Genomic DNA, 15297 nt, shown 5'->3' with positions numbered 1-15297 from the left:
CTCAGGCAAACCCGAACAACGCGCCCAGCAGGCCGCCGAATACTCCGCCCCAAACCACCAGCCAGCCCAGGTGCTTTTTGATGATGGATTGCACCATTTCTTTCACCAGCTGCGGCGTCAACTCGGCCAGACGTTTGTCGATCACCGCTTCGATTTTGCCGGTCAGGTCTTGGCCGATTTTGTGGGCGTTGAGGCCGTTTTGCAGCGCTGCCTTGAAAGTATCCGAATCGACCATCTCTCGCAGCGTGTGCTGCATTTTTTCGCAAAACGGTTCCTTCAGCGGCAGTAGGGCCTGCTCGCCGCCCATCATCAGCAACATCCCGCCGAACGACGAAGCCATGATCGAGCTGACCAGGCCTTCGTACACCTTGTCGTAGTCGACCGCCCCCAGCAGCGGTTCCACATTCAGAATGCTGCCGCCCTGCCGTTCTTCGGTTTCGATGAATTGCTCGATATTTTCCACGGTAAAAAATTGCTCCATCATCAAGGCCTTGATCGAGGCTTTAAACTCCTCGAACCGGGCCGGAATGATGCCGGAACCGTACAAAAACGGCACTTTCTCGAACAGCATGTGGATTGCCAGCCAGTTGGTAATCGCGCCGGAAAACGCAAAGAAGCCGATGGCCTTCAAGGTCTCCGCGTAATAAGGGCTGAGGTAGCCGGCAGCGATAATCAACAAAGAGATGAAATTGGTTAAGAAACTTTGATTCAGTAATTTTTTCATGACGATACAAACTGGGTTCGAATTGGGGACAAGTCCCGCTGGCATTTTATCAGGCCGGCATAGGCTCCGGCCCCCACTTAATGGCAGTCGATGCGGAATATTTCAAGCGGCAACCGCACCCGGTTACGGTTTATCGTGCCCGACAATCGATGTTATGCTCGCAACCCGCCCAGCTACAGACCAGTAAACCCGACCGAACATGCCCGATATCGTCATCACCACTCTGAACGCCCGTTACATCCACAGCGCGTTCGGCTTGCGCTACCTTTACGCCAATATGGGCGAATTGCAGGTACGCACGGCGCTACTCGAATTCGGCATTCAGCAACGCCCGCTGGAAATCGTCGAAAAATTGCTGGCGCAGCAGCCGCGAATTATCGGGTTTGGCGTCTATATCTGGAATGTGGCGGAAGTCGGCGCGATTGCGGCGATTTTGAAGCAGGTCGCACCGCAGATCGTTTTGGTAGTGGGCGGTCCGGAAGTCAGCCATCCGCCCGACTTACCGGCCTGGGCGGAGTTGGCGGATTACATCGTCACCGGCTACGGCGAAGTCAGTTTCCCGGACTTATGCCGCCAATTGCTGGCCGGCAACGAGCCGCCGGCCAAAATCATCGCCGGCCAAACCGTGGCCTTGCAAAACCTGGCATCGCCCTACCCTTATTACAGCGATACCGATATCCGCCAGCGCATCGTTTATGTCGAGGCCTCGCGCGGCTGCCCGTTCAAATGCGAGTTCTGCCTGTCCTCGCTCGACCTGACCGCGAAGCCGTTTGCGCTGGAAGCTTTTTTAACCAGCATGGCTGAATTGCATCGCCGCGGCGCCCGCAATTTTAAATTCATCGACCGCACTTTCAATTTGAAGACCGATACCAGCGTGGCGATTCTGGAGTTTTTTCTGGAACGGCTGAGCAGCGACCTTTATTTGCATTTCGAAGTCATCCCGGACAATCTACCGGAGCGCTTGCAGGCCACCATTGCCCGCTTTCCGCCAGGGGTGTTGCAATTCGAAATCGGCGTACAAAGTTTCGATCCGGCCGTGCAACAGTTAATCAGCCGCAGGCAGGATAACGAGAAAACCAAAGCCAATCTGGCTTGGCTCCGGCAGCATTCACACGCCCACATTCACGCCGATCTGATCGCCGGCCTGCCCGGCGACACGCTGGCAAATTTCGGTAACAGCTTCGATGCGTTGGTGGCCTTGCAGCCGCAGGAAATCCAGGTCGGCATTCTGAAACGGCTGCGCGGCGCGCCGATCAACCGCCACACCCAAGCGTTCGATTTACGTTACGATCCGAATCCGCCTTACGCCTTGCTCAGCAGTAGCACATTCAGTTTCGCCGAGATGCAAGGTGTCGGCCGCTTTGCCCGCTTCTGGGATTTGATCGGCAACTCCGGCCGCTTCGCTCACACCTTGCCGCTAATTTTAGGCGACCGGCCGTTTGCCCGGTTCATGCAATTCAGCGAACACCTTTATGCGCTGAGCGGCAGCACCTGGCAAATAGCGTTGAAGCGTTTGTTCGAACTGACCTACCAGGTGATGATTGGCCCTATGCAGCTAGATCGAACTAGCGCGCTGGCTTGCCTGCGCGAAGACTTCAGGCTCAGCGGCGAGAAGGGTGTACCCAACTTTCTCGCCACCGCAACAGTATCGCCGACGGCGAAAACCGTCACTGCCAACAAGCGACAAAGGCAATCGATTCAAGCGGAATACGGCGGCAAATAACCGTCCTTGTAACTCGGATAGAGCCAGCGATAGCCCAAGGCATTGAGCCGGGCATTATTGCAGCGCTTGTTTTGCGGCACGCCTGTCGCCGACGGCAAAGCCTGCGGCGGCGGATAGCCGAATTGCGCCGCGATCCAGGTCATGACGTCCCACAACGGCGCCGGATCGTTGTCGCTGGCCACATAACACGGGTCGAGTTTGGTTCCATCCAGCATTTTGCCAATCAGAAACAACAGCACCGCGACGCAATCGTCCTGATGGATGCGATTGGTGTAGCTGGGCGGATCGCGCTGGATCGCCTCTCCGGCGGCCGCCCGCCTCAACAGCCAGTCGCGACCGGGGCCGTATATGCCGGAAAATCTGACCACACAGTTACGCTCTCCGGCCTGCCACAAGCGCTGCTCGGCTTTTACCAACCACTCAGCAGTTGCGCTGGCCGGTTGCGTCGGACTGGCTTCGTCGACCCATTCCCCGCCGTTTTGGCCGTAAACGCTGGTGGAAGAAACCATAAGAAAGGAAGGCGTCGCACCGACATCGGCAAAATGATGCAAGACATTGTGAAGACCGGTTTCATAAAGCGCTTGATATTGCTCATGCTGCCGACTGTCCGCGGATACGACAAACACGACCAACTCATAGTCGGTAGGAATTGAGGCTGACGATAACGGCCGCGTAATATCGCTTAACCGTAGCGGAAATGGTGGCGGAACCGCCAAGGGCGTGCGTTTTAACCCAGTCACGGAATGACCGCTACAGCTCAATGCTGTAGCCAAACCAAAACCAATCTTACCGCATCCAACAATCAGAACCCTTGCCACCGACTCACCTACAGGAGAATAAAGCTCGGATTATCGCTGATATTGCGCGGTATAAATAAACACCGGGTTAATTAGATCAAAATGCCGGATCAAACAAGACTGTTTGATCCGGAGAAAAATCAAGCGACCAGATTAGATTTATTGCGTCCCACATACAGGAAACCCAGCAACGCACTGGTCATAAACCAGATTGAAGCAGGTAGAGGCACACCAGACACCGGATCTTGGTCAGCGGCCGGTTTGATATCGAAGCCATACAGCAGGCTTAGCGTATTGCTGATACCCGGTTTAGCAAAACTCAGCAAATAAGTGTTACCAGCTAGATTGGAATTAGCACTCTCGCTGACCCAGCCACTGACAGTCAGCAAACCCAATTTGAACGGGCTTGATGTGGCAAAGTTACCGACGCCCGAAAAAGTGTATAACGGTGCCGCACTCGACAAATCGGCAGTAGCCGAGAAGATGCCAAAAGTATCGCCAGTCGGAAACGGTGACGAAAATCCGACGGACAAGAAATTGATATCTCCATCCGTCGATTCCCAGATAATGCCGGCCGAGCTTGCAGTCGACACTGCAAACAGGCAAACGGCAAGCCAAAGCCTAAAATATGAAATCATTTTCATTGATTTTCTCCGTACATTTACGTTAACAAACGGCCGTCCTCGGCCAACTTACTCTAGCCCGCCTGTCTACAACATTGCCGAAGACAGGTGTTCAAAGAGTTCTTGCGCGGAGGCCGATCGGAATTTGGACACTTCCAAATTGTTGAACCGCCTCGCCAAACCTTTGCAGAGCCTAACGCTCAAATTAATCCGACAGGGAATGGTCATACGCCAGTTAGCACCCGTCGTTCTTGAACGTAAAGTACAACCAGACTGCAACGCATACATTGCCGCGAAGCCAACGCATGACTGCTGATCCGCTGAGCGGTGGCCACGACATTCACCCCACAAAAACCATGTAAAAGATTCTATCCCTTATTTCCGGACCATTGATTAGTAACAAATTAAGATTCGATTAAAGTTCATCAACTTACGAATTTCCCCACACTTGCTGTCTATAATTCTGTCCAGACAAAAAGGCCGACAGACGGGTAAAAACACCTGCGAACAACCGCACCAGGAAATGACGTTTACCCTTCGGAGCATGGGGGACAGGAAAGGGACGGCGCCTGTATGGGAGCGACTCGCCCGCCTCCTAACTTATCGATGTGGCAGATCGCACTTTGATGCTTGAACCAGACCCGCTGTTATGAGCGGCTGCACTTTTGTCTGATGCCGGCTAAAGAATGGTTCAGAGGCCTTGGCACAAATTTACTCTCGCGAGAATCGACTATGAAACAAAACAAAATAAGTTATCTTTTGACGGGCTGTCTGGCACTGACCGGCGCGGGCTATTTGCCTGAGGCGGCAGCGTCTACCCTACTTACACCGGCCGCTGCGACGGTGATCGACAATACCGTAGGTGTAGGTCCGTTCAGTAAAATCTACGACTTTGTGATTGACGATGTTTACGATGCCTACAATTTATCAGGGGCAGTAAGTTTTCAAAACGTCCAAACATTGGTTAGTCTGACGACCGATTTCAGCAACGCTACTGTAACCAGCACTAACGGTATCTCTAGCGCCAGCGTGGAATTGCTCGACGCCACTTCGGCAGTCATAGCCACCGGTTCGTTGACGTCGTTTTCGGTTGCATCGACTCCGACCTTGGTTAATTTGCCTTTCCCAAATGTTCCGCCGTTTTACCAGGAACTATTGACCACGTTTAACTTGATTTCGTTGAACAACATACCCGTTTTAGGGGCCGGCAATTACCAGCTTTCTATCAAAGGCTTGTCGAACGGGGGCACCTATACCGGCAGCTTAAGCGTATCGCCAATTATTCCGACCGTGGTACCGTTGCCAACAGCGACATGGCTGTTTCTCAGCGGCGTAGTAGGCGTCCTGGGTTGGAAGCGCAAAAACAGCCCATCCGCCTAACCAAACCTACCGCAAGAAACAAAAAAGCCGGCTGCTTGCCGGCTTTTTTATGTGTGCTCAAACCTGCGACTGACGCCGCGATTTCAATAAAATCAGGATCAGATTCATGGCGTCCCGGATACGATTCGAACGTACGACCTGTCCCTTAGGAGGGGATAAGGACCGGCACAAAATCAGCCATGTAATTGATTGATAAGTCAAAACAACCTAAGAAAGCACCCCCAGGAGTAACCCCTAAAGTTGGCCTTTTGTCCTTTTACTATATTTTTTAGGAGAACAAATGGCTACATTTCGAAAGCGTGAAAGCGGCTCTTGGCAGGCCCGGATACAACGGGTAGGCCACCCAGACTTAACCAAGTCTTTCCGTACCAAAACGGAGGCTAAAGTCTGGGCTCGGCAGATTGAGGCGGAGATTGATCGGGGGAGCTTCTCGGCACCCGCTCCAGTTGAAACCGATAGAGCTACCCTGGGTGAACTGATTGACCGGTACCAAGTTGAAGTCTCACCAACCAAAAAATGCCACCTATCAGAACTTAGGCGCTTAAAGCAGCTCAAGGGTGCTCTCGGTAATTTGGTACTGTCGGATATTCAGAGCCGACACATAGCCGCCTATCGGGATTCAAGACTTAAGGAAGGCAAAGCACCGGGTACGGTTATTCGAGAGCTCAATAATCTATCCCATATCTTCTCGATAATAATCAAGGAGTGGAATTACCCGCTTACCGTTAATCCTGTCCAGTTAATCCGCAAGCCTTCAGCAATGAAAGGGCGGGATCGGCGGCTTAAATCGGGTGAACTGGCCTTACTCCTGTCCAACCTCCAGGACACCCAAGAAGTTCGCCAGATAGTACAGCTTGCCGTCGAAACCGGCATGCGTCGATCTGAGCTCCTGGGTATGACCTGGGAGAACATCGACACCGCCAAGCGTGTTGTATTCCTCCCGGATACCAAGAACGGTGATTCTCGGGAGGTACCGTTATCCTCCAGAGCCTTGGAGGTGCTCAACAGTGTAGGCGTTAAAACTGAAGGGCCGGTATTCACCACCAAGCCCGACTCAGTGTCCCAAGCCTTCAGCCGTGCCTGTAAGCGGGCCAACCTCAAAGACCTACGGTTTCACGACTTACGCCATGAGGCCACCTCAAGATTATTTGAGAAGGGGCTCAACACAATGGAGGTCTCAGCCATTACCGGGCATAAGACCTTATCCATGCTCAAGCGATACACCCACCTTAAGGCCAGTGACTTGGCGCTAAGGCTTGGCTGAGGGGGCATTATGACAACATCTAGGCATTTTCTCGATGATGGTTGGCATTATCTGGGCACTGACTACCGTGACTCTGCCGACGCCAAACTTAAAGACATCCCTCCCCATGCGGCAGTAGTTTATACCGTTGAATGGCGGCGGGATGGTAAGGGGCTGGAGGCTTTCACCACGGTACTAACCAAAGACCTTGGCCCAACTGATACAACGCATTAATCAACTTTCAATATCTCACTAAAGGAAACCTAACTATGTATATCGAAATTACACGTAAATCTATCGCTTTTGGCTTTGGCGCAATCCCTTCGATCAACGACTCTGGGGAGGTGCCTCTTATGCTCGACACTACCACTAAGGTGCTGTTCCTGGGGAATCATGAGTTTTACCTTGAGGTTCACCCTAAGGGGACAGACCTACAGTTACAAAGAACAGTGCATGGCCCCCGAGAGGTTAGCTTCCATTGGCATCGGTTTTCTTTTCACTACACCGACATGGCCGCCCAACGTGCCAGACGGACTGATGTTGTTGGTGAGCTAGCCTAAGCCCCCACCTTGCCGACAATCAGCCCACCCTCTACTGAATTAAAGGTGATGCTCTGGAGTAAGCCCGGTTTGATCTGATCGGCAAGCCACTTCCTCAGGTTGCCCGCTGCAGCCTTCCGGCTCCGATAGGCCCACGCAATGAGGGACTCTTGGTTAACCACCAGAGCCTCCCTCGGGCCTCTCGGGGTATCTATCCATATTAAGGCCTTGTCCATCCCTGCCAATATTGAGTAATGGCTGGGAGGGGTACTGCCAAAAGCCTTGGCAATATCGCCGACCAATAGCCAAGCCTCTTGGCCTTGAAGTATCCCTCTGATCTGGGTACCGCCCAAGTTGAAGGTGAGAAGCTTCACGGTAGTGCGCTTACTCATGAGTGGCCCCGGTACCAGTCATAGGCGTTGATAACCGGGTAATTGTCGGCATGCTGGAGAACTACCCCGCTACCATCGGTGGAGCCTGTGGGCTGGATACCGACTAAGCCCCTATCGGCGGCCTCGCGATACTGGGCCATTATCTCCAGGAGTAATCTGGTTTTTTCATCGTTGGGGTTATTCTTGAAGTCCTGTAGTCGGTTGCTGAGTTCCGACCAGAACCACATCATTCTATCCGCTGGCCTTGTCATGGATTTAACTCAGGCGACTAAATCCGCAGACAAAACGGGGACCGCCAAGGGGTTGCCTAGGGTCGCGAGGGTTTGCTTGAGGGTTTGCTTGGTTTTTGAGGTGATCGGGCGGAAGCTATAGAGTTCACAGGTTGTGACCGTGCAGCCTTCCGTTTGTTGCCTCCAAGTACCGCCCGCTTTCGGGTCGTAAATACAACCCTTGCAATGGTTGGCGATGGCTTGGCGTGGTGAGATTGCCATTGATTGAACTGCTTGTGAGTGGATTAAATGCTGGAAAGAAAAGGGCGAACCCTGAGCCTTGGTGGGGCTCCTACGGGTTCACCCTGGTTTTTAGTTGCCTGAGTTAAATCCTCAGATTAGGCGCATCTTCTGGGCGACACTGGCGAGCGTCCAGGCACCGTTGATGTTGACCAATAGTTCACCATAGTCGTTAACGTGGGTTTGATAGCCAGCGGCTTTGAGGGAGCCCTCATCGGGGCCGAGCGAGTCCTTTGCATGCTGGATAAGCTGGCGGAGCATCCGGGTATCCCGGTTAAACGCCATGTCTCTTTGGGCTCTCTTCATGGCATCCCCTCGGTTAGTGTGCAGCCAGTTCCAGAGCTCTTGGGGTTCCTGTATGCCCATCGACTTGGCAATACTGTCCGCCTGAGCGGTAAAGGCCCCAATCACAGAGGCGGCCCGTTGTTGTACCTCAGCCGCAGACAGGCCGGTTAGGCTGGCGAGCTGGTCATAGTTCAAACTCTCGGGGCCGTGCTCCAGTACATGAACCACAGCCTCGCTAATCATGGGCTGAGGTATGCCGCTGATGGCCTGGGCCACTTGGGCCTCTACTTCAGGAGTGAACGGCTCGACACCTTCCGGCAACTTCTGCTGAGACTCTTCCCGTTGATCGGTCGGCGGCTCCTGGGTGTTCTGTGCTGGGCTTATCTGGGAGCTATCGGGATTTTTTTTAACTTCTGGGTGGCTGCCTGGGCCTATCCACTCGAAACCGTTGGCGGCTTGGCGGACCCAACCCATGTTCATGGCGTTTTCGATGGTTAATTCGGTACCCCCTGCCTTGATAACAGAATCAAGCCTTAAGTCGCCACCGGCAGGAAAGCCGTTATTGCGGGCGGTACTCAAGGGGCTGCCGGTATCCCGTGCAAAGTCAGAGGTATTGAACTGGCTCAAGCCTTGAGAGGAGAACCCTGGATTAGCGCCACCGAATTGGATGGAGTGAACTGTGTCAGTGACTTGAACGGCTGGGCTCGTCAAGGTGCCAGTCGGGGTGCTTTGGCCGTCTGCCATGCTACCGACTTGCACATGATGGACACCGCCGGAGAATCTAACGGAGATATTATCGGTTGATACGGCTGAATTATCGTTGCTCATTTACGTTGATCCTGGTTAGGCTTGGTGAAATTTCTTAGCGTTTAAGTTGCCGGGAGCATTAGCTCCTTGAATGAGTTGCACTAACAAGGCGTTGAACTCGGGATTATCTGCCATCTTCTTGGGCTGGCCGGCGGCATTGGTGAAGCCGATAGCGCCATCGTCATAGATCGTGATGGTTTTGGCGGCGATCAAGCCAGTGCCATTGGATGGGATACCACCGGCAGTAAAGCCGGCAAGTTGTACGGTGTATATTGGGTATGCCATTGGGTGAAATTATTGGGTTGGTGGAAGGGCGGATTTTTCAAGAAGGGTGACGGCTAAAGTGAGCGGTACTTGGTAGACTCGGGCTACTTCCTCTACCGGCATCGTATAGTGAACCTTTCGGTATTCCCTGAGCTGGTGGATGGTGGCTGCTTGCCAATCTAGGGGAATATCCGTCCCTTCTGGTGGGTATTCTGGGGCCGTCATGGGCTTATTTGCCGGCCTTTGCTTTGGCTCGAGCCAGTAGCGAACGAGCCATAGGGCCAGAAACGTTGTATCGAAATGCGACTTCAAAATCAGGCGGCCTATAACCCCCCCTGATGTTGTCCTTTAGTGCGTCAATAATTCCCTCTTGCCGGCTGATGGGTACCTCAGTACCTTCCGAATAGGTGGTTCCTTCTTGTGGGCATTCTCTCGTTGCCATAATTGTTTACTCCGGGTGATTGTGGATCATGATTAAGCGAGCGGCTGAGGCCTGGGAAATACCCCACCTTGAGGCGATTGCCCTGGGGGTGATAATTCCATCGCCGTGCCTTATCTCGATAATCAGTTGATTAAGGTCATTCTTTGTGAGGTCTTTGTGGTAGACCTTGGGTTTGGTACCTGGATGGGTACGCATCATTGCCTAAGCCTCCAGTCGGGGTCTGTGGTGAGTAGCTTGTTGATTCTCCGTTGGCCTGTCTCCTTCAGGTACTCACTGAGAGGCTTGCCGGGTTTCCTGGTGAAATCGGGCTGAGTTCTCCAGGGGATACCCTCTCCGGTTGCTGCGGCTTTCAGTTGGTACCCCTCCAGGCGTAACAACTCGGGATCGGGGAGGAGAGTTTCTAAGTAGCTCTGGTAGTGCGATAAGGCTCGACGGATCATCATGGAGCCCGAACAGGTGAACTCTGGATATTGGGCATTGATCCAGTCCATCTTGGCTTTGGTTAGCGGGTCTACCCTGAAGGTAATAGAGACCGCATTGGTACTATTTACTTTCACGTTTTCATGGGTGCAGTATTGGGTTGATGGAAGAAATTGAGGGCGCAAAGGCGCTCAAGAGGCATCTATCGGCGAAAAAACCATGTGCTGCCTCTTGTCGAAAAAACTCTAGGGGGATCAATAGGGGCAACTATGTGCTGCCTCTTGGGGTGAAACTAAGGTACATCAACAGATGGGGTGAAACCTGGGCCGATGGGAGCCCGCCTAAAAGTTCACTCACAGGCATGAAGGTGCATGAAACCCAGCCTATCCCATCCCGATAAATAACCCCATGAGTGAACTTTTAGGCGGGCTATTGGCAACCCCAAAAGGCTCTCAAGTAGCATACAGCCGATGTTTATCCTTAAAGGCTCCCCCGTCCCCCTCAAGGTTATTCCGTTGGTAAACATACGGTTGGCTTGAGTTGCTCCTATAGTGTCCCCGTATGAACTCCAACGGTGAATCTATAGCTATCATCATCAATAGTTATTACTAAGTTGATAATAATCTTTGGTACCGGCACGTCAGGGCACGTTATGTGATCCTGTGGGTGCTACTGTCGTATCCGCATAACGGGAACTGACGGTATATCCTTGGGCGTGGTCTCTCTCCCTGGAGGTGCCGATTCAGTTTATAGTTAAAATCGTATATCCTTGGCTCAATCGCTCAGTACCCTAGGCGATCCCATTGCCCAGAGTGATTCGCTCCAGGATTCGACCGAGAGAACTATATTCTCAATTCTCCCGTTTAATCCCTGCCTCTTTGGCAAGTCGGTACAGTGATGCACGGCTGAGGCCATGCCGCTTGGCAATCACGGCTGAAGACTCATTGCCAGCCTTGAAGGCTTCCAGAGCCGCTTGGGCAATCTCCGGTGTGATGGTTTCCTTCCTGCCGAACTTAACGCCTGCCGCTTTGGCTTTCTCTCGACCTTCTTGGGTGCGCTCAAGGATTAGGCTACGCTCAGTCTCAGCGACATAGCCGAACATGGTCATAACTAACTTACCTTCTTTGGTGGTGGTATCGATAAGCGGCTGATCGAGAACTTTAAGAGCCGCGCCTTTTTGCTCGATAGCTCTCACGGTTTCCCATAGGTCACTAATCGAACGGGCCAACCTGTCCAGCTTGGTAACAATCAGAACATCGCCCTCTCGGATGTAATCCAGTGCAGCCTGATATTGCTCCCGGTTGCTGGTGCTCTTACCGGATAACTTCTCCTGATAAATCTTGGTACAACCTGCCGCCTGGAGTGCTGCTAACTGTGTCTCCAGGCTTTGGCCTGTGGTGCTTACTCGGGCGTAACCGATCTTGATTGACATATAAACCACCGTCTCACTTGTTCTAAAGATTTGATGGAATCAATTATGAGACGACTTTTTAGACGAGTCAAGAGGCCGGATAGAATATGTCTTTTAAGTTGTAAGATATGAGATACCACTACCCATTTCTGGGTAATGTCAAACGCCAAAAATGGCGGTAGCTCAGAGCCCAGAAATCGGCTCTCAGTCAATCAGGTTGCTACCCCGGCTACCCCATTGCCTCCCACCTGTTCTCCTGAGTATTGAGCCCACTCGATTACAAACGGAGACCCATCGGCCACCCCCACGGGGGGTATCGGCCAGTCATCGTCAGTCAGAACAGGTAAGACATTTTTGTGACAAAAACAAAAGGGGTGCCATCTTACAATCGTTGTAAGACGCCGCCCACCACATGGCATCAATACGGGTGATGTCCTTATCGAGTTCGGTAATTATTACGGGACGTAGCTCAGCAAGCCACATGGTATCGAGGTTTACCTCCAAGGTAAGCCCCCATGCTTCTTTGCGATACTCTCAACGTGCTTCTTTGCGATCTCACTTCCCTCGCCTCCAGCCTTCGCCCGGTTGATTACCTTGGCGATTCGCTCGGCTGATCTTTGGTCTAACTCAATGGATGGGCGGGACTCTATGGTGAGGTCTTGGAGTTCCTCTGGGAGTTGCTGGACCTTGGCGTTCTCGTTGTACCAAGTACGGAGATGTGATGGGTCTGATTGGCTTTCTGGGAAGTCTACTGTCCCCGGCGAGGACAGTATCTGGGCTAACCACATTGCGTCAGCCCGCTCCCTCCTATCCATATCACCGAACCCCTTCTCCTTGATCCACTGGCCGAACAGTTTGTCACTCTTATGTAACCTCCTGCCCACTAGAAGAGCCTCCCCGATGTCCCTCCAGAGTTCCCTCTGTTCCTGTGCTGTTGCCTTGATCTTTCCCCAAGCACGTTGGCCTTTTAGGACCTTGGCGTCTTCGAGGGTTACTACTTGGTTGGTGTGTGCATTGCGGATAATGCACGATTTAGCGCATTAAAAAGGACAGCAAAAAAGATATGGTCAGGTGAGCGGTTTTTGGTGTACCCTGAGAACGGCAAGTAAGAAATTACTTGTCCTAATTTTGTCCTTTTTGAGAAGGACAGAGTGTCAACCTAAGGTTTTCTCTTAGGGTGTTATTTAGGCTAAACACCTGATTTATCTAAAAAAGAGTGGCGTCCCGGATACGATTCGAACGTACGACCTGTCCCTTAGGAGGGGACCGCTCTATCCTACTGAGCTACCGGGACTAAGTGATTAATCAGGCGCATTTTACCATAGCAAGCGGCTCAGGCTTTCTGTTTTCGAATCTCGACCCGTTCGAGCGATGTGATGAAATAGGATAGTTTCGATTGGCTTCTCGCGGAAAGCCCTTCGAAAATTCCGCCGATTTGCACTTTGGGAGACGTCGCGGAAACCGGCTTTACAAAGCGGACGGCAAATTCGAAATCCATCACGTAATCGTCGAAAGTAAGCTGGCAATTTTTGATCACATCGCCGCGCTGCACCCGCGCTCTGTTGACGGGTACGCTGACACCGGCCCCACCTCTCGAAAGATCGAACAGGTAACCGCCGATCGATATCCCGGTACGCTGAACCACACCGCTAAAAGGGATATCTATGGCGCTGATTTCCAGTCGCGGCGAACGTCGGCGTTGCGGATAAAACACTCGATCCGGCAGGGGTGCCTTGTAGTAGTTGATGCCTTTGGAATGGCCGACCTCGATATTGGCCAAATGGAAGGACAAATGTATCCCTTTGTGAAAGGTCGATAACTTCAGCGCCCGGGAACGCAGCAACAAATCGTTGCCGTGCTGGGGCATCAATTCGTCCAAAATGATGGCGTTTTTGTCCAACTTGATGCTCAAGACCGACGAGCTGAAATCTTCTGCAAAACCTTCTATTTGAATCGTACACAACGGCGAACTGCTTTCGATTTCTCCGAGCAGGCGGGCGATTTTATCGGGATCGGTAATGAAATTGGGATTTTCAAAAGCCAATAAATCGTCATCAACTTCAGGCGTGGATGCGCTGGCTTTGGAAAAAAGATGCTTCAACTTACTCAGCATGGCGAGCGGCCCGTAAAGTAATTCGGCGCTCAGTCTACACTGAAATTAAAGTATGCGAAAACAGCTCGTTACGGGTTACGCCATCCGGTCCGTAAGTGGCCGCAAGCGGCGATTTGCCGCGCAGTATTTGCAAAGAACGCTGGGTATGCCGGCTTAGCAACGCGATACTGGCACCGTTTTGCTCGTTCAGCGCTCGGCAATTTTCAGATAACTTGGCGAGATCGCCCCAACTGGTCCAAGTGCCATCGACATGGATACCGGCAGCGCCGGCTTTGGCCAGATATTTTTTGATGCCGTCACTACCGACGGTCAACTGCTCGGTTGCTAAAACTTGGCCCAACTGTTTGGTAAATTGCTCCAACTGCGCCACCAAGTCTCTTTTACCGGCCGCGATGGAGGCTATCGCTTCCGGATCGATTTTCTGCTTGAGTTTATCGGACTCGATGGTTAACAACTCAAACAAATTTTGGGCCGCTCTTAATCCGTTGGCGAGCAGTTTTTCAGTGATCGGGTATGTTTTCTCTATCATAAAGTCATGTACTGTCGGGTAACTGTTGATCGAACTGCAGCATCTTTTCCGCCACGCGCTCTGCGTTGACTTGGTAGCTGCCAGCCTGAATAGCCGCTTTAATCGCCGCTACGCGGTCTTCATTGACCAGTGGCGCCGAAACGCCGGCAGCAGCCGTTTTGATATCTTGGGCGGTGGCGGTGATCTCGACAGTGTCGGTAACGGCGCTGGTCTCGGTCCGTTGTTTAGGCTCGGCCGCATCTTTAACCCCGGCTTTTGCGGGTATTGAAGTGGTGACAGGCTTGCCGCTGATTGATTCGATAGCCATGGCGAAATTCCCAGGTGAGTTTTATCTAAAGCAGTTAGCGGCATCATAGTAAATTCCTTTAGCAACATTTTAAAAATTAACCGAAACCTGGCCGGCATTCACCACGACGGCTTGAATCACGCGATTGGAGGACAGGTTCCGCACGCTGATTTTCTGCCCTTTCGCGCCGTCGCCCAGCGCTGCTCCCATCGCGCTGATCACGACGCCCGCCTTACTGGACTCGATATTGACTCGTTCGCCGCGGCGAACCACTGTAGGGTCCGCTACATGCTGCCGATTCAAAACGCTACCGGCAGGGATGTTGCGGGCTGCCTGCTTATCCAATACATCGCTCATGTCGGCGAGGTATCCCTGCGGTAACATGCCGGCATCGCGGGTCTCCAAAGTCAAATGTTCCGCCCGAATAATGTCGTTTCGCTGCATAGACTTATTCAACACCAGCACGTCTTTAAATGACTTCAACAACACGGTGCTGTATATCGTCCAGCCCTTGTCGCCGTAGCAACGGACGCCGACGGTGTTACGCCCGGGTTTGATTTCGCCGGTTTGAGCAAACACTTGCAATGCTTGTTCGCAGACGGGCAATTGCAGACGCGGATCGAGTGGCGTCAGATTAATCTCGTATTTCCCCCCAGCTTCCAATGTCGACCTGACAAATTGGTTAATTGCATCCTGAATCTGTTGCCCGGACTGGGTCGAGCCTCCCCACGCAGTTGCGGACACCAACATCAAAACCAGGGCTAGCTTTAGCTTGTTCATATTAATCGCCATTTTTTTGACTTACCCGAA

17 protein-coding genes and 1 tRNA gene are annotated in these 15297 nt (G+C 52.4%); 5 read left to right on the top strand and 13 right to left on the bottom strand.

What is annotated here, in order from left to right; translation table 11 throughout:
* Position 1: 1 nt before the first annotated feature.
* Positions 2-724: a DUF445 domain-containing protein gene (locus tag PL263_RS17940; RefSeq protein ID WP_278210651.1), complete on the bottom strand. Its 723-nt coding sequence runs from the start codon at positions 722-724 to the stop codon at positions 2-4.
* 199 nt (positions 725-923) lie between these two features.
* On the opposite strand from PL263_RS17940, the gene PL263_RS17935 reads away from it, so the two are divergent.
* Positions 924-2447 (top strand): DUF4080 domain-containing protein, encoded by a 1524-nt coding sequence (locus PL263_RS17935; protein WP_278210650.1) that lies wholly within the window; start codon positions 924-926, stop codon positions 2445-2447.
* Here PL263_RS17935 and PL263_RS17930 read toward each other — a convergent pair.
* Positions 2423-3265 (bottom strand): NAD-dependent epimerase/dehydratase family protein, encoded by an 843-nt coding sequence (locus PL263_RS17930; protein WP_278210649.1) that lies wholly within the window; start codon positions 3263-3265, stop codon positions 2423-2425. The two genes, PL263_RS17935 and PL263_RS17930, sit on opposite strands and share 25 nt — an antisense overlap.
* A 119-nt stretch (positions 3266-3384) precedes the next feature.
* The gene (locus PL263_RS17925; protein WP_140912458.1) at positions 3385-3888 is read right to left on the bottom strand and encodes a hypothetical protein; all 504 of its coding nucleotides are present in this window, start codon (positions 3886-3888) and stop codon (positions 3385-3387) included.
* Positions 3889-4599: 711 nt separating this feature from the next.
* Here PL263_RS17925 and PL263_RS17920 point away from each other — a divergent pair.
* The 4 genes from PL263_RS17920 (at position 4600) to PL263_RS17905 (ending at position 7050) form a co-directional block, all read left to right on the top strand.
* Complete coding sequence (locus PL263_RS17920) at positions 4600-5247, top strand: hypothetical protein (protein WP_278210648.1); 648 nt, start codon at positions 4600-4602, stop codon at positions 5245-5247.
* 280 nt (positions 5248-5527) lie between these two features.
* Positions 5528-6511, top strand: coding sequence for a site-specific integrase (locus tag PL263_RS17915; protein WP_278210647.1), 984 nt, complete (start codon positions 5528-5530; stop codon positions 6509-6511).
* A 9-nt stretch (positions 6512-6520) separates the two neighbouring features.
* Entirely contained in the window at positions 6521-6724 is a 204-nt protein-coding gene (locus PL263_RS17910; RefSeq protein WP_278209334.1) for a hypothetical protein, read from the top strand.
* 35 nt (positions 6725-6759) lie between these two features.
* A complete protein-coding gene (locus PL263_RS17905) occupies positions 6760-7050 on the top strand; it encodes a hypothetical protein (RefSeq protein WP_278209333.1) in 291 nt (96 codons plus the stop codon).
* Here PL263_RS17905 and PL263_RS17900 read toward each other — a convergent pair.
* From PL263_RS17900 to flgA, 10 genes are all read right to left on the bottom strand, one after another.
* A complete protein-coding gene (locus PL263_RS17900) occupies positions 7047-7421 on the bottom strand; it encodes a hypothetical protein (RefSeq protein ID WP_278209332.1) in 375 nt (124 codons plus the stop codon). The genes PL263_RS17905 and PL263_RS17900 overlap by 4 nt on opposite strands.
* A gap of 602 nt (positions 7422-8023) precedes the next feature.
* Positions 8024-9043 (bottom strand): hypothetical protein, encoded by a 1020-nt coding sequence (locus PL263_RS17895; RefSeq protein ID WP_278210646.1) that lies wholly within the window; start codon positions 9041-9043, stop codon positions 8024-8026.
* A 15-nt stretch (positions 9044-9058) separates the two neighbouring features.
* Complete coding sequence (locus PL263_RS17890; RefSeq protein WP_278210645.1) at positions 9059-9307, bottom strand: hypothetical protein; 249 nt, start codon at positions 9305-9307, stop codon at positions 9059-9061.
* A 1691-nt stretch (positions 9308-10998) separates the two neighbouring features.
* Positions 10999-11580, bottom strand: a complete 582-nt coding sequence (locus PL263_RS17885; protein WP_278210643.1) for a recombinase family protein — start codon at positions 11578-11580, stop codon at positions 10999-11001.
* 473 nt (positions 11581-12053) lie between these two features.
* Complete coding sequence (locus tag PL263_RS17880) at positions 12054-12443, bottom strand: hypothetical protein (protein ID WP_278210642.1); 390 nt, start codon at positions 12441-12443, stop codon at positions 12054-12056.
* 333 nt (positions 12444-12776) lie between these two features.
* Positions 12777-12853, bottom strand: a tRNA-Arg gene (locus PL263_RS17875).
* Between the two features lie 39 nt (positions 12854-12892).
* Entirely contained in the window at positions 12893-13672 is a 780-nt protein-coding gene (locus tag PL263_RS17870; RefSeq protein ID WP_278210641.1) for a flagellar brake protein, read from the bottom strand.
* Positions 13673-13706: 34 nt separating this feature from the next.
* Positions 13707-14201 carry a flagellar protein FlgN gene (locus PL263_RS17865; RefSeq protein WP_278210639.1) on the bottom strand — a complete coding sequence of 165 codons (495 nt, stop codon included), beginning with the start codon at positions 14199-14201 and terminating at the stop codon, positions 13707-13709.
* A gap of 4 nt (positions 14202-14205) precedes the next feature.
* Positions 14206-14508, bottom strand: coding sequence for a flagellar biosynthesis anti-sigma factor FlgM (gene flgM / locus PL263_RS17860; RefSeq protein ID WP_278210638.1), 303 nt, complete (start codon positions 14506-14508; stop codon positions 14206-14208).
* A 69-nt stretch (positions 14509-14577) separates the two neighbouring features.
* Positions 14578-15267 (bottom strand): flagellar basal body P-ring formation chaperone FlgA, encoded by a 690-nt coding sequence (flgA, locus tag PL263_RS17855; protein ID WP_278210636.1) that lies wholly within the window; start codon positions 15265-15267, stop codon positions 14578-14580.
* Positions 15268-15297: the final 30 nt, after the last annotated feature.

The sequence above is a fragment of the Methylomonas sp. EFPC3 genome (genome assembly GCF_029643245.1).
GTDB classification, from domain to species: Bacteria; Pseudomonadota; Gammaproteobacteria; order Methylococcales; family Methylomonadaceae; genus Methylomonas; species Methylomonas koyamae_B.
The sequence above is the reverse complement of the archived record's forward strand: the minus strand, read 5'-3'. Positions and strand labels throughout refer to the sequence as shown.